The sequence below is a fragment of the Acinetobacter pragensis genome, assembly GCF_001605895.1.
Lineage (GTDB): Bacteria > Pseudomonadota > Gammaproteobacteria > Pseudomonadales > Moraxellaceae > Acinetobacter > Acinetobacter pragensis.
Genome location: NZ_LUAW01000001.1, coordinates 170,747 through 187,522, shown reverse-complemented (window position 1 = coordinate 187,522; position 16,776 = coordinate 170,747). Strand labels below are relative to the sequence as shown.

Annotated in this window: 13 protein-coding genes and 8 tRNA genes; 7 read left to right on the top strand and 14 right to left on the bottom strand. The window is 44.6% G+C overall.

Annotated features, from left to right (window positions below; translation table 11 throughout):
• Positions 1 to 239 precede the first annotated feature (239 nt).
• Positions 240 to 1,481 carry a sodium/glutamate symporter gene (gene gltS, locus AZH43_RS00865; protein WP_067665407.1) on the bottom strand — a complete coding sequence of 414 codons (1,242 nt, stop codon included), beginning with the start codon at positions 1,479 to 1,481 and terminating at the stop codon, positions 240 to 242.
• Positions 1,482 to 1,938: 457 nt separating this feature from the next.
• The gene (locus AZH43_RS00860) at positions 1,939 to 3,237 is read right to left on the bottom strand and encodes a DcaP family trimeric outer membrane transporter (RefSeq protein ID WP_067665404.1); all 1,299 of its coding nucleotides are present in this window, start codon (positions 3,235 to 3,237) and stop codon (positions 1,939 to 1,941) included.
• 686 nt (positions 3,238 to 3,923) lie between these two features.
• Here AZH43_RS00860 and AZH43_RS00855 point away from each other — a divergent pair.
• Complete coding sequence (locus AZH43_RS00855; protein WP_067665401.1) at positions 3,924 to 4,628, top strand: nitroreductase; 705 nt, start codon at positions 3,924 to 3,926, stop codon at positions 4,626 to 4,628.
• Positions 4,629 to 4,871: 243 nt separating this feature from the next.
• Here AZH43_RS00855 and AZH43_RS00850 read toward each other — a convergent pair whose 3' ends face one another.
• The gene (locus AZH43_RS00850) at positions 4,872 to 6,074 is read right to left on the bottom strand and encodes a multidrug effflux MFS transporter (RefSeq protein WP_067665398.1); all 1,203 of its coding nucleotides are present in this window, start codon (positions 6,072 to 6,074) and stop codon (positions 4,872 to 4,874) included.
• Between the two features lie 141 nt (positions 6,075 to 6,215).
• On the opposite strand from AZH43_RS00850, the gene yccS reads away from it, so the two are divergent.
• The 4 genes from yccS (at position 6,216) to AZH43_RS00830 (ending at position 12,702) form a co-directional block, all read left to right on the top strand.
• The gene (yccS, locus tag AZH43_RS00845) at positions 6,216 to 8,390 is read left to right on the top strand and encodes a YccS family putative transporter (RefSeq protein WP_067665395.1); all 2,175 of its coding nucleotides are present in this window, start codon (positions 6,216 to 6,218) and stop codon (positions 8,388 to 8,390) included.
• Between the two features lie 85 nt (positions 8,391 to 8,475).
• Positions 8,476 to 9,036 (top strand): YcxB family protein, encoded by a 561-nt coding sequence (locus tag AZH43_RS00840; protein WP_067665392.1) that lies wholly within the window; start codon positions 8,476 to 8,478, stop codon positions 9,034 to 9,036.
• Between the two features lie 157 nt (positions 9,037 to 9,193).
• Positions 9,194 to 11,830, top strand: coding sequence for a PepSY domain-containing protein (locus AZH43_RS00835; RefSeq protein ID WP_067665389.1), 2,637 nt, complete (start codon positions 9,194 to 9,196; stop codon positions 11,828 to 11,830).
• A gap of 101 nt (positions 11,831 to 11,931) precedes the next feature.
• Positions 11,932 to 12,702: a YdcF family protein gene (locus tag AZH43_RS00830; protein WP_067665386.1), complete on the top strand. Its 771-nt coding sequence runs from the start codon at positions 11,932 to 11,934 to the stop codon at positions 12,700 to 12,702.
• Between the two features lie 22 nt (positions 12,703 to 12,724).
• On the opposite strand, the gene AZH43_RS00825 is transcribed toward AZH43_RS00830, so the two are convergent.
• From AZH43_RS00825 to AZH43_RS00775, 11 genes are all read right to left on the bottom strand, one after another.
• Complete coding sequence (locus tag AZH43_RS00825) at positions 12,725 to 13,186, bottom strand: DUF2750 domain-containing protein (RefSeq protein WP_067665384.1); 462 nt, start codon at positions 13,184 to 13,186, stop codon at positions 12,725 to 12,727.
• Positions 13,187 to 13,269: 83 nt separating this feature from the next.
• Positions 13,270 to 13,345 (bottom strand) — tRNA-Val (locus tag AZH43_RS00820).
• Positions 13,346 to 13,442: 97 nt separating this feature from the next.
• Positions 13,443 to 13,519: transfer RNA gene (locus tag AZH43_RS00815), tRNA-Asp, on the bottom strand.
• Positions 13,520 to 13,564: 45 nt separating this feature from the next.
• Positions 13,565 to 13,640: transfer RNA gene (locus AZH43_RS00810), tRNA-Val, on the bottom strand.
• A 30-nt stretch (positions 13,641 to 13,670) separates the two neighbouring features.
• Positions 13,671 to 13,747: transfer RNA gene (locus AZH43_RS00805), tRNA-Asp, on the bottom strand.
• A gap of 11 nt (positions 13,748 to 13,758) precedes the next feature.
• Positions 13,759 to 13,834 (bottom strand) — tRNA-Val (locus AZH43_RS00800).
• Positions 13,835 to 13,855: 21 nt separating this feature from the next.
• Positions 13,856 to 13,932: transfer RNA gene (locus tag AZH43_RS00795), tRNA-Asp, on the bottom strand.
• Between the two features lie 49 nt (positions 13,933 to 13,981).
• Positions 13,982 to 14,058, bottom strand: a tRNA-Asp gene (locus AZH43_RS00790).
• Positions 14,059 to 14,086: 28 nt separating this feature from the next.
• A tRNA-Val gene (locus AZH43_RS00785) sits at positions 14,087 to 14,162 on the bottom strand.
• A gap of 457 nt (positions 14,163 to 14,619) precedes the next feature.
• Positions 14,620 to 15,108 carry a cell wall-recycling L,D-carboxypeptidase ElsL gene (gene elsL / locus AZH43_RS00780; RefSeq protein WP_067665381.1) on the bottom strand — a complete coding sequence of 163 codons (489 nt, stop codon included), beginning with the start codon at positions 15,106 to 15,108 and terminating at the stop codon, positions 14,620 to 14,622.
• Positions 15,108 to 15,512 carry a YbaN family protein gene (locus tag AZH43_RS00775; RefSeq protein WP_067665378.1) on the bottom strand — a complete coding sequence of 135 codons (405 nt, stop codon included), beginning with the start codon at positions 15,510 to 15,512 and terminating at the stop codon, positions 15,108 to 15,110. The genes elsL and AZH43_RS00775 overlap by 1 nt, the downstream gene beginning before the upstream one ends.
• 86 nt (positions 15,513 to 15,598) lie before the next feature.
• Here AZH43_RS00775 and AZH43_RS00770 point away from each other — a divergent pair, with 86 nt between their 5' ends.
• A complete protein-coding gene (locus tag AZH43_RS00770; protein ID WP_067665375.1) occupies positions 15,599 to 16,468 on the top strand; it encodes a DUF1853 family protein in 870 nt (289 codons plus the stop codon).
• A 133-nt stretch (positions 16,469 to 16,601) separates the two neighbouring features.
• Entirely contained in the window at positions 16,602 to 16,742 is a 141-nt protein-coding gene (locus AZH43_RS00765) for an entericidin A/B family lipoprotein (protein ID WP_067665372.1), read from the top strand.
• Positions 16,743 to 16,776: the final 34 nt, after the last annotated feature.

The following is a 16,776-nucleotide window of genomic DNA, read 5'->3' as shown; positions in this document are numbered from 1 at the left end:
CATCACACCGTCCAGATCCCTGCTGCAGATATTTTGGATATTTCTGAAACTTGGATGCACCTTATTTTATTGCGAATACCATTACCTATTTGGCTCGGTATTATGGACAGCTTTATCGCTTATACCGCTGTTTTAAGCAGCTGGCCGGTAATATAAATTGCACAGAGAATTTTTTTGCATAAAAAAACCCAAGTTTCCTTGGGTTTTTTAAAGCCATTTAAATTTCAAACAGTCTTCAGTTATGCAAAAAATTTTAAAATAAATTGAATGACTGTCGCATTAATCAAGTCAACAAAAAATGCGCCGCAGAGCGGTACAATCAAAAATGCTTTGTGTGAAGGCCCATACATATTGGTAATGGCCTGCATGTTGGCGACAGCTGTTGGCGTGGCGCCCATGCCAAAACCGCAATGCCCTGCAGCCAAAACCGCCGCATCATAGTTTTTACCCATCACACGGAATGTGACAAAGGCGGCATACAGCCCCATTGTTAATGTTTGTGCACCCAAAATAACAACCAACGGGCCAGCCAAGTCAGATAATTGCCACAGTTTTAGAGAAAGCAAAGCCATCGCTAAATACAGCGAAAGGGATGCATTACCAAAAACATCAATTGCGCGGTCAAAAATTTGAATTTTTAAAATGCCTTCCAGCACGTTGCGCAGAATAACGCCGCCTGCCAACGCCCATACAAATGTCGGCAATTCAAACATTGTCCCTTTGCTATAGCCCGTCATAAACTCTGCAAATGCCAAGCAGCCGGCAAACAGGCCCAATGTCGTAATAGCATTATCAGCCGTAATTAGGCGGACACGGTGCGGATATTCAAATGGAACATATTCTGTAGAATTGATATCGGCCAAAGGCGTACTGTCACTTTTTTCGATCTGTTCATTGGTGCGCGGTGTCGCTAGCTTATAACGGTTAATCAGCAATTTTGCTAAAGGTCCGCCAATAATACCGCCAATAATCAAACCGAAGGTCGCACTTGCCATGCCAAGCGCCAGCGCGCCTTGTATGCCGTGCTGGGTTTCTAAAATTTCACCCCAAGCGCCCGCAGTACCATGTCCCCCAGTCAGCGTGATAGAGCCTGCAATCAAGCCAATTAATGGATCAATACCCAGTATTGTCGCTAGGCTAATTCCGACAAAATCCTGCACCACAATAAATGATGCTACAGCAACCAGAAAGATCACCAAGCCTAAGCCGCCTTCTCTTAATTTAGAAAAGTTCGCGCTTAAACCAATAGATGCAAAGAAAATCAGCATAAAGCTGGTTTGCAGCTGACTACTTGTGGTAATGCTGTATCCCCAAAGCTGATGCACAATCAGCGATATAATAGCGGCGACTAAACCGCCCGCAACGGGTTCAGGAATATTATAGCGTTTTAAAAAACCAATTTTATTAACAAGAAACCGTCCAAGCAATAGAACGATCACGGCAGCAATTAAGGTATAAAATGCGTTAAAAGTAAATTCCATAATAATAGTCCATGCAGGTAATGAACCAGAGCAATTAAAGATTTGATCAAATGAATAAAGTGCAGCACGGTTTAACCCAATGCCTAAGTTTTATTCCAAATATTTATGCTGTGGCTCATTTGATGCTTCTCATGTAAATGACTTGCAATACCATACTCCCCTAATGGCATATGTATTGCCCAAATATTCCGCACACTCTTAATGATTTAGAATCTTAACGAATATCCTTGTCAAATATTTTGATCAACCATCAATATGAATAAAAGTGCGACATTATGCATATTTTTTGTGTAAAAACTTTATTTTTTTACAATAATTCATATCAATAACTGTGATCGTTTTTTTATATTTATTTTCTAAAAAAATAGTGCTTAATTTATAAGCGCTCAGTTCAATCCTATCAAATAAAAAACAGGAGCATAAAGCTCCTGTTTTTAGGCAATTTACATATTTTAGATTAGAAGCTGTATTTAGCCATTAAGCCAACACGGTCGTCATTGTAAGAGTCACCGCCAAATGCTTTACGCTTACCATTTACATATTCAACACCCAGCTCAACTGGTTTTACTGGTGCATAAATAATATTTAACCAAGCTTGCTGAACTTCTTCATTTGCATTGCTGTTCGCTGCAGCTTTTGCGTATGCACTGCCATCATCCGCAAATAGAGCGCCATAAGCCAAAGTTGAACGAAGCTTTTCGTTAAACTTGTATGTTGCACCAACCTGAACAGCAGTAAATTTATTTTGCTCAACACTGCCATTCACTACAGAATACGCAGAGTTTGAACCATATAAATAGTTACTGTTGCCTTCCGCATAAGAAAGATCGCCATTCAGCTTCAATTGATCCGTCACTGCATATGATGCGCCAGCTGCAACGCCCCAAGCTGTTTCAGTATCGTTTGCAGCATCTGACTTGTAATTTTCAACCAATGCGCGCGCAGATGCTGAACCTTTACCATCTGCAAAACCTTGAGTCAGCTTCGCAGTAAGGTTTGGAATACGATAAGAAGTATCAGCCGCAACTGTACCTTTACTGTCACCTTCTTCTGCAGAAACAAATAACTGAGTTTGCGGAGCAAGCTTAAAGTTATAGCGTACTTGCGGTAAACGTGTTGTTCCGCCGCCCACGTTGGTGCTGAAATCGATCATTTCAGGTGCATGGCTAGACAGGAAGTTGGAAGTCGTTTGACCAAATAACCAATTGTTATAAGTTAAGTACGCATGACGAAGACGGAAACCTTCACTTTTCACACTGTCAGAATCAGCGAAATCAGCTTCAATTTTACCGCCAACTTTATTGTCAGCACCAACAGGCGCGCTAAAATCTAAGCCAATACGTGTAGTTTTCGCAGTCGCGCGCAACTTGTCTTTTGTAGCGCCGGTTGATGTATGCACGCTGCCGAAGTCATTATCTGCACCTTCAATGATATAGTTCGCATCACCGCGTACAAAACCATAAAGATTGACATCTGCACCCGCTTTAGATTTCAGTCCAGCAAGCGGTGAAGCAGGCGCTGCTGCAACAACTACTGGAGCAGGACGTGTTTTAACTTGCTGAATATCAGCTTGCTGCTGCACTTGAACCTGCTGCTGCTGTTTGATCAATGCTTTCAGCTCTGCAACTTCAGCACGCAACTGCGCAACTTCTTTTTGTTCAGCTGTGGCTGCTTGCGCAGAATTCAGCATCAGTGCTGAAACGGCAATGGCTAAGCTGTATTGTGCTACAGGTTTTTTAAGTTGAGCGAAATTCATATTTTCTCCAGATGAATCCTAGTTTCACACAATCATTTTCAATCCAGATGAAAATGCTTTTTTTTGTGACAATTTTTAACTTTCCCTAATTGCATATTTATACAGGAAAAATTAAACATTACTTTGCTGATTTTACGCATTTGTAATTGATATAAAGAATAAGCAAAAATGCTCAATTTTCAATGCTATAAATTTACAAATGGTTAAACAGCGCCATGTTGGCCATTTTCACAATGACTGTTTTGACTTGCAATATTCGGTCCTGTTAAACAGCTCCCTTTTATCAATCCATTTTTATGCATAGTATTTTTAAAATTGAGCTGTTCTTCCTGACACCCCATGCTGATTATTTGAACGGACAAATCATCGAATGGCTATCTGTGCTTTAGTAGCATGCGATTAAAGGCTTACTCACCGCAATTGCACAAAATCCTGCCGCTGAACTCAGCATATCTTCTTTTAAGATATAAGTTCTTGAACACGATAATAGAATTGCATAAGTCAGATATCATTCAATTAGCGGAATATGCCAGAATTATACCTACAAGGTAAATATCTATACCCCAAAAGTATTAAAACTTTATTGATTATTTAATGCATCAGGAGCAATACTTGTTCTAAATCACATAATAATGTTAAACATCTATGGGCAAAACCAGAATTTAAAGCAAACATAAGGATGTAAAATGGACCAGCAGCTGCAGCAAGCCGTAGATCAAGTCATCACCGCGCGCCACTCTGTGCGCGCATTTCTAGATACGCCTATAGATCAACAAACCCTGAAAGATATTCTTCAGGTGGCAAGCCGCGCACCATCTGGAACCAACACTCAGCCTTGGAAAGTTTATGTCGTACAGGGCCAAAAAAGGAAAGTATTGATTGAAAAAGTGTGTACCGCACAATCAGCCTTATTTTTAAATCCTGAATTGGCAAAAAACTACAAAGAAACCTTTCCCTATTACCCAGAACAGTGGCTGTCTCCATATATCGACCGCCGCCGTGAAAATGGCTGGGGCCTGTATGGCCTGCTGCAAATTCAAAAAGGCGAAAAAGAAAAAATGGCGAAGCAGCAGCTGCGGAATTTCAAGCTGTTTGATGCGCCGATCGGACTGTTCTTTACAGTGCATAAATCATTAGGCATAGGCTCTAAAATGGATATCGCCATGATGATTCAAAATGTCATGCTGGCAGCCAAAGCCCGCGGTTTAGATACTTGCCCGCAAGCCGCGTGGAATCACTTCCACAGTATTGTACTCAGCGAAGTTCATGCTTCAGAAGATGAAGAATTGGTATGCGGCATGGCTTTAGGCTATGCCGATCCGGAACAGATTGTGAATACCTTTATTACGCCGCGCGTTCCTGTGGACGAATTTGCAGTCTTTATTGAATAACCGCAACCCGAAGCTAAAATAGTTCAGCAATCCACAACATAAAAAAAAGAGGCAGAAAAGCCTCTTTTTATCACTTGGTCACTTATTTTTATTCACTGGAAGATTTCAAAAACAGCTGCGACGCGCCCATGCAATAACAGCCTATTCGCTGCATCACATGACTATTGCGTACTGATAAGCCTATGCATATCAATGACGTTTCTAATTGCCAGGCTCTCAACACTGAAACAATTTATACTCTGGCTATACACGGGATGCATGCTGAAATTTATATACAGCGCATAGCGCTACAGCAATAAAGATCATCATCACTGCAGCCATGTTCAGCAACGGGCTCCACAGCATAAAATTCAGAATCAGCCCGCCTAAAAGGCCGCAGGCAAATTGCATGCTGCCCATCACAGCACTGGCTGTGCCTGCCCGCGCGCCCTGCTCTGACATTGCCAAAGCCATAGCATTCGGTCCTGTAAAGCCAATCCCTGAAACGGTTAGAAACATGCCCAGCATGACTGAAGCTAATGGCGCTTGCGGCAGCAAACCGCCAATCAACAGCACAGCAACTCCAAATAATTGAATATAAGCGCCCAGTTTTAACCGCATCAGTACAGCAGTTTTTGCGGCCAGATGCTTGTTAAAGGTTGAAAACATCATGATACCGAATGCATTAGCCCCAAATGCATAAGCAAATTGCTGCTGGGTAAGGCCATAGCTGTCCATCAGTACGGAAGCGGAAGAACTGATATAGCAAAACAGCAGCCCGCCGGAGAAACAGCCGATAATCATGGGCAGCCTGAAGCTGGCATCTTTAAAAATTGCAGCATACAGCAAAAGCACCTGCTGAAAACTTAAATTTAACCGGCGTGATACGGGCAGGCTTTCTTTAAAAAAGAAATGTACGCAGAACAGGCATACAACGCCCATAAAGCTTAAGGCTGCAAAAACGGCATGCCAACTGAAGAATTTTAAAATCAAAGATCCCATTGCAGGCGCAATAATGGGCGCAATGCCCATCACGATCATCATGCTGGAAAAGGCTTGAGCCGAAGCCTGCATATCCAGACGGTCACGTATCGCCGCCCGGGCAATCACCACACCGACGCATCCGCCTAAGGCCTGCAAGATACGGGCTGCAATTAAGCTCCATTCATTTTGAGCAAACAAGCAAATCAAACTGGCGGCAACGTAGAGGCTTAAACCGAAATACAGCGGAATTTTACGGCCAATACGGTCACTGACCGGCCCATAAATCAACTGCCCCACCGCCAAACCCAAGAAGTATGCCGGCAAGGTATTGGCAATCATTTGGGTACTGACGCCAAAATCATCCGCCATCTGCGGCAAAGCAGGCAAATACATATCAATTGACAGCGGTCCAAGCGAAGTCAACAGCGCCAGCAGCATAATCCAAGCGCTGGAATAATGCGCTTTGCTTTGTTCATTCTGCATAGGGATATTTCATTTCTAAATGATGAGAATGCAGACAAGTTTACACATGTCATAGTATTATTTCTGCATATTCAAAGTGAATAATCACACAATTCCAATATTCACCTGACCGCTCTGCATCAGGCAGTAAAAGGATAGAAATTGAACTCTTGGCTCGCACGTCTTAAACAAGCGACGTACAACACCACTTTCATGTACAACATCCGCATGATCATTGCGTTTGCAGGTACAGCCTTTATCCCGTATTTCATCGGGCAGCAGCTGTACACCATCCCGTTGACCTTAGGTGTGGTCGCTGCTGGCTTAAGCGATATCGATGACCGTTTTTCCGTCCGGATCATGAATTTAATCTATACCTATATCGGCTTCTTCGTGACGGCGGTATCCATTTATTTTCTTTTTCCATACCCTATCCTTTTCGCTATCGGCTTAATTGTGTCCTGTATCGGTTGGATTTTGCTGGGATCGCTTGGCCGCCGCTACGCCACCATTTCCTACGGCTGTCTGGTCATCTCTGTATATTCCATGCTGGGAGTCAATCTTTTTGACAGCTGGTATATGCAGGCAGGCTTATTGGTCATTGGCGCAGCCTGGTACGGTTTAATTTCTACCATCAGCTTTCTGCTTTTTCCTGTGCGCCAAGTACAGGACAAACTGGCGCAATGCTATTCCTCTTTGGCCGATTTTCTATTTGCCAAATCCAATTTATTTGATGTGGACATGACGCCCGCCAGCTATCAGCAAAGCATGATTGAACTGTCTTTAGAAAACGGGAAATTAATCACGATTTTTAATGACATGAAAACCGCCCTGCTGACCCGTTTAAAAGGTGACCGCGGGCAGCGGGATACCCGGCGCAGCCTGCAGTATTATTTTGTGGCGCAGGATATTCATGAACGCGCTGATTCAGCGCATATTGACTATCAGAAGCTGTCTAAAATTTTTGAACACAGCGATATCCTGTTCCGCTTTCAGCGCATTTTGTCCATACAGGCCAAAGCCTGCAAAGATTTAAGCAGCAGCATTCTGCAGCGCAAGCCCTACCATCACAGCAAGCGCTTTAAGCATGCTTTTCAAAATCTAAAATTATCTTTAGAAAAGCTCCGCGCTGAACAGCAATATGATCAGGTTTGGGTCAACTCTTTATATTCACTTTATCAAAATTTAAAAGCCATCGATTCGCAGCTGCGCAATGTGGAAACCGAACGGCACATGAATTTTGATAAGGCCAAGCACATCGAAAACCAGCTCAAAGATGATGATTTAAAAGGCTGGGATGACATCGTGATTCGGATCAAACAGCATCTGACTCCTGAATCAGTCTTATTCCGCCATGCGGTCCGCGTTTCTTCAGTGCTGTTTATTGGCTATATTTTTGTCCAGCTGACCGATATTCAATACGGTTACTGGATTCTGCTGACCGCTTTATTTGTCAGCCAGCCGAACTTTAACGCCACCAAGCGCCGCCTATATTTGCGGATTATCGGAACTTTAATCGGCATTATTTTAGGTTACGCTATTCTGTATTTTATCCCTTCGATAGAAGGCCAATTGCTGCTGCTGGTGCTCAGCGGCGTGCTGTTCTTTGAATTGCGAAGCAAGCAATATGCGCAGGCCACTGCATTTATTACCATCTTGGCGCTGATCAACTTCAATTTAGACGGCATGGGCTTTTCTGCCGCCATGCCGCGCATGATTGATACACTGATTGGATGCGCTCTGGCCTGGTTTGGGGTGAGCTTTATTTTCCCGGACTGGAAATTCCGCCGCCTGCCGCGCACTATCAAGCGTTCTTTACAGGCGCAGTGCAATTATTTGGCCGAAGTTGTTGAACAGTACAAATATGGCCGCAACAATGGCTTAAATTACCGTGTTGTACGCCGCGCAGCGCACAATACCGATGCCGATGTCGCCTCATTAATTTCCACATTGGCCACCGAGCCGGATTTTGATCCTGCGCAAAAATCTCAAGCCTTTGAATTTCTGTGTTTGAATCATACCTTCATCAGCTATATCGCCGCCTTAGGCGCGCATCGTGAAAAAATTCAGGATCAGGAAGTCTTAAGCTTGCTGGATAAGGCCTTGGATGATATTCAAGGTGTGCTATTGCGGGATGAGGTGCCGGACTTAACCGCGACCAATATGCTGCAGACAATCCGCCAGCGCTTATCGCAAAACAATGATGACGATCAAAAATCATTGATTATTTTGCAGCAGCTGTCTTTGATGTTCAGCATTCTTGGCCAGATCAGCCGTTTAAAGCAGAATTTAAGCCATGATCATGACCAGCATGCCACAGAATTGGCTTCTTTATAATTTGGCTGAATTTGGAACAATATACTCACTGAATTGGTATAAATAATGCTAAACTTTTTGCAGTTTGAAATTTGTTAGTTTAATCATGACCGCTAAAAACGTTTACGCTTATACCCTGCAGCCTGTGGCTTATGAAGTTTCTGAAGCTGAGCAGCGCAATGCCCAGCTGGTACTGTCCCGCAGCAATTATAAAATCGGCACAAAAGCCTGGCTGATCATGGGCGCTATTGTTGCCCTTGCTCTGCTGGGACTTTTATTAATTAAAAATTATTCCACAGTGTTCTGCTGGGTTGCCATTGTCTGTGTGGTCATTTATTTCCTTGTCCGTAAATTCGGCATTGAATGGTATGTGAAACGCAAGCTGAAAGAGACCCCTGTTCAAGAAATTAAAGGGATCCGTTTAGGCGTGCAGCCGCACGGCATCTCTATGCAGCAGCAGATGGGCATGCAAATGGGCAATATGACGGTGGGCTGGAAGGATATTTACGAATGGTACAATACGCCTGAATTCATTCTGATCAACTTCAAAATTAAAGATCAGCAAGGCGCATATATTCTGCCGAAGCGTCTGGACAGCAAAAACTTTCCATTCACGACAATCCGCAAGCATTTAACCGAAACTGTCGGCGAACCGAAATCCGTTTAAGCTGCAGTATTTTAAAAAGCCTCCAATTCCGGAGGCTTTTTTATGCCTTCAATTAAGAATGATAATGAGAATAAATATTATCTTTAAATACACATTTTCTTCTTAATCTAAGGTTATAATTCGCGGCAACTTGCCATTTGCCTAAACATTGACTGCCATGTTTAAAAAGACCCTCTTTCAAATTCACTGGTTTTTCGGAATCAGCGCCGGCTTAATCCTGTCCATTATGGGAGTCACTGGGGCGATTTATTCCTATGAACAGCCCATACAGCAATGGCTGAACCCTGAAAGCTATAACGTACAGGCAGAGCAAAAAGAAAAACTTACGCCAGCTCAAATTTTTCAGCATTTTCAGCAGACCGATCCATCCATAAAAATTAACAGCATCACCATCAGTCCAGAGCCGACGGCTTCCTCTTCCATGAATATTGTGAAAGAAGGCGCGCGCAAAGGCTATAACATGATGATTAACCCCTACTCTGCTGCTGTATTGCCCGAAGTTAAAGGCCGTGAATTTTTCCAATTCATTCAGCAGCTGCACCGCAATTTGACCGTAGGTGAGTTTGGCAAGCAGCTGACAGGCGCATCAACCCTTATCTTAATTTATTTTATTTTGAGCGGGATTTATTTACGCTGGCCTAAAAAGCATTCACTCAAACAATGGTTGATGGTCAAGCCGCAATTAAAAGGCCGCAATTTCCTTTGGGACTTGCACGCCGTGATTGGCACTTGGGTCGTTATTTTCTATCTGTTGCTTGCCTTTACCGGCCTCTATTGGTCGTATGGCTGGTGGCGGGACGGCATGTTTAAAGTGATGGGCGTGGAGCGTCCGCAGGCAGAAATGCAGGCCAAAGATGGGGCTGGTAAAGGCGGTAATGGCCCGCGTGAAAGCCAAGGCCAGCAGCGCGGCGCTCAAAACCCTGCAGGCCCGTCAGACCATGCTGAAGGCAAACATGAAGGGCGCGCAGAGAAGAAAGGCCTAAAGCCTGAACAGATCAGCCTTGCACTCGCGCAAAGCTGGACCGGCTTCAATGCACAAGTGGGCCGTGAATATTCAAGCGTTACCTTCAATATTCCCAAAAAAGCCAATGGTGAATTAGAAATTCAGTTTGTAGATGCCGTGCCTCAGCATGAACGCGCGCGCAACAAAGCCACATATGATTATTCAGCAGCCGAAATTAAAAAATTAGAACTGTACGAAGATAAAAAACTGAATGAAAAAATCATGAGCAGCATGCTGCCGGTACACCGCGGCAGCTTCTTTGGCCCTGTGTATCAATTCGCAGTGATGCTGGCTGCGCTGATCATGCCGCTGTTTTTTGTGACTGGCTGGATGCTGTATCTGAAGCGCCGCAAACAAAAACGCTTAACGCAGCAGGCGAAAAATAGCTTAAATGCAGTCAGTTTAGATCCGAATGCTCAACCGTGGCTGATTGTGTATGCGTCCCAAACGGGCTTAGCCGAACAATTGGCTTGGCGCACAGCGACCAGCTTGCAGGAAGCGCGCCAGCCAGCCGAAGTGAAAGCTGCACAGCAGCTGACTATCGACGACCTCAAGCAAGCGTCACAGCTGCTGGTGATTGCCAGCACCTACGGTACAGGTGAAGCGCCTGATTTAGCCGCCTCATTTGAGAAAAAACTCATGTCGCAGCAGCTGGACTTCAGTCACCTGAAATTCGCTGTCCTTGCCCTCGGATCAAAAGAGTATCCTGACAGTTATTGCGCTTTTGGCCATAGAATATTTGCTTGGCTGAAACAAAATGGGGCAGCTGCATGGTTTGATGTGATTGAAACCAATAACGGTGACGCTGCCGCAATTCAGCAATGGAATGCCTCTCTAGCCAAAGTCACTCAGCTGGATCTGCAAGCGATGACGATCGAAAAAACGTTTGACCAATGGACACTGCAGCGCCGTATATTGCTCAATCCCAATAGCTTGGGTGCTCCAGCCTTTAATTTAGAATTTACACCGGCGCATGAAGTTCATTGGCAGGCAGGCGATATTGCAGAAATTCAGCCAGGCAATAGCGCCGAACGCATTCAGGCCTTCCTCAGCCAGCACAAAATCAGCGCAAACGCGAAGGTCGGCTCAACAGCAAAAACAATCAATGAATTGTTATTGAACCGTGATTTAACCGGTGAGGTCGAACCTTTTGCCAATCTGGAACATTTGCTGGAACAGCTTCCATTGCTGCCATCCCGCGAATATTCCATTGCCAGCATCCCAGAGCAGCAAGTCATGCGCCTGGTCGTGCGCCAGCAGTCTGATGCGCAAGGGCAATTGGGATTAGGTTCCGGCTGGCTGTCCCAGCATGCACCGCTGGACAGCATCATTAACATGCGCATCCGCACCAACGAATCATTCCATTTAATTATGGATAACCGCCCGATTATCTGCATTGGCAACGGCACAGGCATTGCTGGACTGATGAGTTTGCTCAGCGCGCGCATTCGCTCAGGCTATACGGATAACTGGCTGATTTTCGGTGAACGCCAGCGCGAGCATGATTTCTTCTTCCAAAGCACAGTTGAAGCATGGCAAAGCACAAACATGCTGCAGCGCTTAGATTTAGCATTTTCACGTGATCAGGCAGAGAAAGTCTACGTGCATCATAAATTGCGGGAACAGGCAGCTGAGCTGAAAGTATGGATTGAGCACGGCGCAGTCATCTATGTCTGCGGCAGCATCAATGGCATGGCCAGCGATGTTGATTCCGCATTAGAAGAAATTTTAGGTGAAGCCGCTGTGGATCAATTAAAGCTAGACGGCCGTTACCGCCGTGATGTTTACTAAAACCTGCAGATAAGATAAAAACCGAGCCCAGCAGCTCGGTTTTTTATTGCCTGAAAATTGTTTAAACTGCGCCATACTGTCCAACACTCCCCTTAAGCTGCATGAAAAGAATCCTGCTTTCTATCTTAGGCCTTATCTTAATATTGGATGGCCTCTGGCTATTGTCTTTGGACAAAATTCACTTAGGCATTGTCTTGCCCATTTTCATTGGTGCAATCTTTCTTATTACAGCTGTATTTTATGCAGCCATTCAGCGTTTTTTAGCTCGGCATCCACGAGTTAAATTTTTTTGGCAGATCAGCTGGATAGGATTTTGGCTCTGGTTCATTAGCTTGGCGGGATTCTTTGCTTACCTGCAGTATTCCACACAGCAGTCTGCTGAGTTTCCGGGAGTTAAAGCAATTTTAGTGCTGGGAAGCGGCATCGAAAATGGGCAGCCATCGCCAACCCTGCAAGCTCGGCTGGATGCCGCGGTGCCTGCTGCAATCAAAAATCCGGATGCCATCATGATTATGACCGGCGGCTTTGGCATGAATGAAAGCGTCTCCGAAGCGGCGGTAATGCGGCAATACCTGCTGAAAAGCCATTCTCTGCCGGCATCACGCATTTATTTAGAAGATCAAAGCACCAGTACAGAATTAAATTTGCTCAACAGCAAAGCCGTATTAGCCCAACAGCATATTGGATTAGATCAGCCGATCGCTATTGCAACCAGCGACTTTCATGTGCCGCGGGCAGCCGCTATTGCCAAGCATGCAGGCTATCGCCATATTTATACCATCAGCGCCCCTACACCGCTGTACATCCGCTACAACTCATGGCTGCGGGAGTATTTTGCATTTTTAAGCGGCTGGCTGCTGCATGAATATTAGCGCACGGCCCTGATGAAACTGTTTAATTGATTCGGATATTTCGCGGTAAAGGAATATTTAAATTTTTAAAAAAATCAGGCTTTTGTACATAGACTTGGTAGAGATAGCTCTTTAAATCCAGCAGGAGCTTTTCCGGCGCTACCAATATATTCTGTCCTTCAGGGGTTAAATCCATAGACACCACGGTATTTTGTTCACGCAGAAACGGAATTACCTTTTCAATAAAATCTTTCAGGCTGATTTCTTGAACCTCATAATTGGCCCAATTGTCTTTAATCAATAATTTTGCGAGGCTTTTATTTTTCCAGACAGCAAAGGCTTTTTGCCCTGTAGGTGTCGCGCACAATGCCCAGCCGTCCTGATACAGTGCGATCAGTCCCGCTTGCGCAACCATAATTTCAATGAATTGTTTATAAATATCTTGAGGATTGTAGGCTGTTATTTGATTTTTTACGGCAGCCTTGCGTTGATATGGATTTCTCATAGATCACATACGTATATTAATTATTATAGATTCAGGATTCTATGAAATAATCAATTATTAGGCAAGTATTAAGATAAGAGATATGGTGGGCGCTGACGGGATCGAACCGCCGACATTCTGCTTGTAAGGCAGACGCTCTACCAACTGAGCTAAGCGCCCTGAGCGAAGAGTAACAAAGCGAAGCTTTGTCTGAGCGCAAAAGAAAAATCGAAAATTTTTCTAAAGGCATTCTCTTGAACAGAGATTTTAAGATAAATGGCGCAGCGGACGGGACTCGAACCCGCGACCCCCGGCGTGACAGGCCGGTATTCTAACCAACTGAACTACCGCTGCATCACGTCACTTCTTTACGAAGTACACTCTATATCTTAAAAGATATGGTGGGCGCTGACGGGATCGAACCGCCGACATTCTGCTTGTAAGGCAGACGCTCTACCAACTGAGCTAAGCGCCCTTTAAGGGTTTGTTGCAATGATTCTTTAAATGGCGCAGCGGACGGGACTCGAACCCGCGACCCCCGGCGTGACAGGCCGGTATTCTAACCAACTGAACTACCGCTGCATCATAAAGAATGGTGGGCGCTGACGGGATCGAACCGCCGACATTCTGCTTGTAAGGCAGACGCTCTACCAACTGAGCTAAGCGCCCTCAAAAGATCGATCATGTAAATGGCGCAGCGGACGGGACTCGAACCCGCGACCCCCGGCGTGACAGGCCGGTATTCTAACCAACTGAACTACCGCTGCATTCACACAATGTCGCTATTGTGGTTCAAACGAATATTAAGATTTAAAGTGGCGCAGCGGACGGGACTCGAACCCGCGACCCCCGGCGTGACAGGCCGGTATTCTAACCAACTGAACTACCGCTGCACTTTAATATCTTAACGCTGAAAAAGCTTGGTGGGCGCTGACGGGATCGAACCGCCGACATTCTGCTTGTAAGGCAGACGCTCTACCAACTGAGCTAAGCGCCCTTTCAAAACGTCTTCATCGTTTGATGAGGTGCATTATAGAGAATCTAGACTGAGTGTCAAACGCTTTTCTGCGAGTTTTCCACTTTTTGCGCCCGAGTGATTAAAAAATAGGTGATCTGCTATAAAAAACTGCAATTTTCGCTTAATTTTTAAATGCATATCTTATTTCAAGCCAATTTTGACAATATATTTTCTTATGCTGCAACGGATTGATCAGGCCTGATTCTGAATAATTTCACAGTTCAACAGAATCTATTCAGGCTTTGAATATTGTAGCCGCCATTAAAATGCCGCGCGTAACAAAATATAGGCATCCTGTAACTTTCAAATTTTAAACGGATCTCTTCAGCAGAAGCCTTAAAGTTAAACGCAATAAAAAAAGACCTATGTATTCACGGTACTTGATCCGCTATACCTGATGTTCTTTATGTCATTCATTTAGATGGCAGCCCATCCTTTACTCTGCAATATAAACCAAAGACTGCGCTGGTAGCAGTTCAAACAGCTCAGCAATATCATGATTGCGCATGCGTATGCAGCCATGAGACTGCGGAATGCCCATCGGTTCAGAATCTGGCGTGCCGTGTATATAAATATACCGTTTATAGGTATCACAGCCTTTACCTTGATTGAACCCTGCCTCTAAACCGCTCAGCCATAAAATACGCGATAAAATCCAGTCCCGCTCTGGGTGCTGGGCAGCCAATTCTGGGCTATAGATTTCACCTGTGGGTTTACGCCCAATAAATACCGTATTTAATGGTAAATCTGCGCCAATTTTTTCTGCCACCAAATGCCAGCCGCGTGGCGTTTTTCCGCTATTTTCAGTTTCACCGATTCCATTTTTACCTGTAGAAATCACATAAAACTTTTTCAGTTTATTTAAGCTCAAAGTTTGATGCTTTAAATCAATGGTGATATCGGCTTGATCAAGTGTATATTGCATTATTCTTTATTCTCTGTCTTTTCAGCATTTAAACTGTTTTTAAATGACTGCGGTTCTGGGCGCAGCCATAGCCACACCGATACCGCCAGCATGGTCACGTCAGTAAATACTTTCACTGCTAACGGTGCTGTAGTGAACAGCATGATCACCCCGCTGATCAGCATCATAGTGCTGGCAATCCATTTGGCTTTGCGCGGCACGGTGCCGTTTTCACGCCAAGCGCGCAGTGTTGAGCCGTACTTCGGGTGGTTCAGCAGCCAGGCATCCATTTGCGGCCAGCCTTTTGAGGCCGCCCAAGCGGCTAATATCAGAAAAACCGTTGTCGGCATGCCTGGCAAAATTGCGCCAATAAAGCCCAGTATGACAAAAATCACCACAAGGCTTCGCCAAAACAACGTTCTCATACCACAGCCCAAATCTCAGAATTAAGGTAGTATAAAGCGTTTTTGCAATTTATCCGTTGTTATTCTGCACTTTCCTCAGGCGACGCATGCACTTTGATTTTTTAGACTCCAATCTTGACGAACGCTGGCTGCATCTGACGCATCCCATGGCGCGCCAACTGGCATTCTGTGTCGGCAGCCCGAATATTTTACGCAGCCTGCCTGCAGACCTGCCTATAACGCACTCATTTCAATTTCACAATGACAGTATTTGGCGTGAGCATTTAGATCGTTATTGGCCCCGCTTGCAGTATTTAGATCAGCATCCTGATGAGCTGATCAGTTTTTTACAAAAGTTAAAAAGTACCCGTCTGGGTCTGCGTTTTGAAATGTTTATTTGGTTCTGGCTTTTGGACAGCAGCTACCATGCTTATCAACTGCTGGGACATAGCATTCAAAAGATTGACGGCGCACGCACGCTAGGCGAATTGGATTTCCTATTGCTTAATACCGAAAGCAATGAAATTGAACATTGGGAAGTTGCGCTGAAATATTATTTAGCGGAACGCGACTATTCACTGCCTTTTTGGTATGGCCTGAACCGCAGCGATACCCTAAGCCGAAAACTGCATCATTTTACGCAAAAGCAATTTCAGTTTGCAGATGCAATGGAGCGCACGATTCAGCGCCGTTTTTGCGTTTTAAAAGGACAGCTGTATTTACCCTCGCCGTCATCAAGCCTCACCCTGCCCGACTGGGTTAATCCATCCCGCAGAATAGGGCATTGGGGGCATCGGATTCCTTCCGGCACACCGCAGTACTATCGCCTGCAGCGCCATGAATGGATTTGCCCGCTGATGAACGCAAGTAGCCAAAATGCAAAATGGTGGACAGACGGCCTATATAAAGCAATGACGGATGAGCGCTATTATATGTACCGTCAGCCAAGCCTCTTAACGCTGCAGCGCTGTAAATAAAATCAGTGATATTATTTTGAATTACATTTGCTTACCTAACCACAATAAAAACTGCATATAGTTTAACCAGTGTATTTTTTAATCTTAATCACACATCAGAATAATTTAATTATTCATAATAATGGAGATGACGATGAAAAAAATTCTGGCGGCTTCACTAATCGTGGCTTTTGCATTGACAGGCTGCAATACATTTAAAGGTTTTGGCAAGGACGTATCAAAAGCAGGTGATGCGGTAACAAATACGGCTGAGAAAACACAAGACAAGATGTAATTTCTCTATCCAATAAGAAACCTTATCTGCTGAT

Bases quoted from the DNA above. Each gene is read 5' to 3' on its own strand.
- gltS (WP_067665407.1), bottom strand. From the start codon at position 1,481: ATGGAATTTACTTTTAACGCATTTTATACCTTAATTGCTGCCGTGATC.
- AZH43_RS00860 (WP_067665404.1), bottom strand. From the start codon at position 3,237: ATGAATTTCGCTCAACTTAAAAAACCTGTAGCACAATACAGCTTAGCC.
- AZH43_RS00855 (WP_067665401.1), top strand. From the start codon at position 3,924: ATGGACCAGCAGCTGCAGCAAGCCGTAGATCAAGTCATCACCGCGCGC.
- AZH43_RS00850 (WP_067665398.1), bottom strand. From the start codon at position 6,074: ATGCAGAATGAACAAAGCAAAGCGCATTATTCCAGCGCTTGGATTATG.
- AZH43_RS00840 (WP_067665392.1), top strand. From the start codon at position 8,476: ATGACCGCTAAAAACGTTTACGCTTATACCCTGCAGCCTGTGGCTTAT.
- AZH43_RS00835 (WP_067665389.1), top strand. From the start codon at position 9,194: ATGTTTAAAAAGACCCTCTTTCAAATTCACTGGTTTTTCGGAATCAGC.
- AZH43_RS00830 (WP_067665386.1), top strand. From the start codon at position 11,932: ATGAAAAGAATCCTGCTTTCTATCTTAGGCCTTATCTTAATATTGGAT.
- AZH43_RS00825 (WP_067665384.1), bottom strand. From the start codon at position 13,186: ATGAGAAATCCATATCAACGCAAGGCTGCCGTAAAAAATCAAATAACA.
- elsL (WP_067665381.1), bottom strand. From the start codon at position 15,108: ATGCAATATACACTTGATCAAGCCGATATCACCATTGATTTAAAGCAT.
- AZH43_RS00775 (WP_067665378.1), bottom strand. From the start codon at position 15,512: ATGAGAACGTTGTTTTGGCGAAGCCTTGTGGTGATTTTTGTCATACTG.
- AZH43_RS00770 (WP_067665375.1), top strand. From the start codon at position 15,599: ATGCACTTTGATTTTTTAGACTCCAATCTTGACGAACGCTGGCTGCAT.
- AZH43_RS00765 (WP_067665372.1), top strand. From the start codon at position 16,602: ATGAAAAAAATTCTGGCGGCTTCACTAATCGTGGCTTTTGCATTGACA.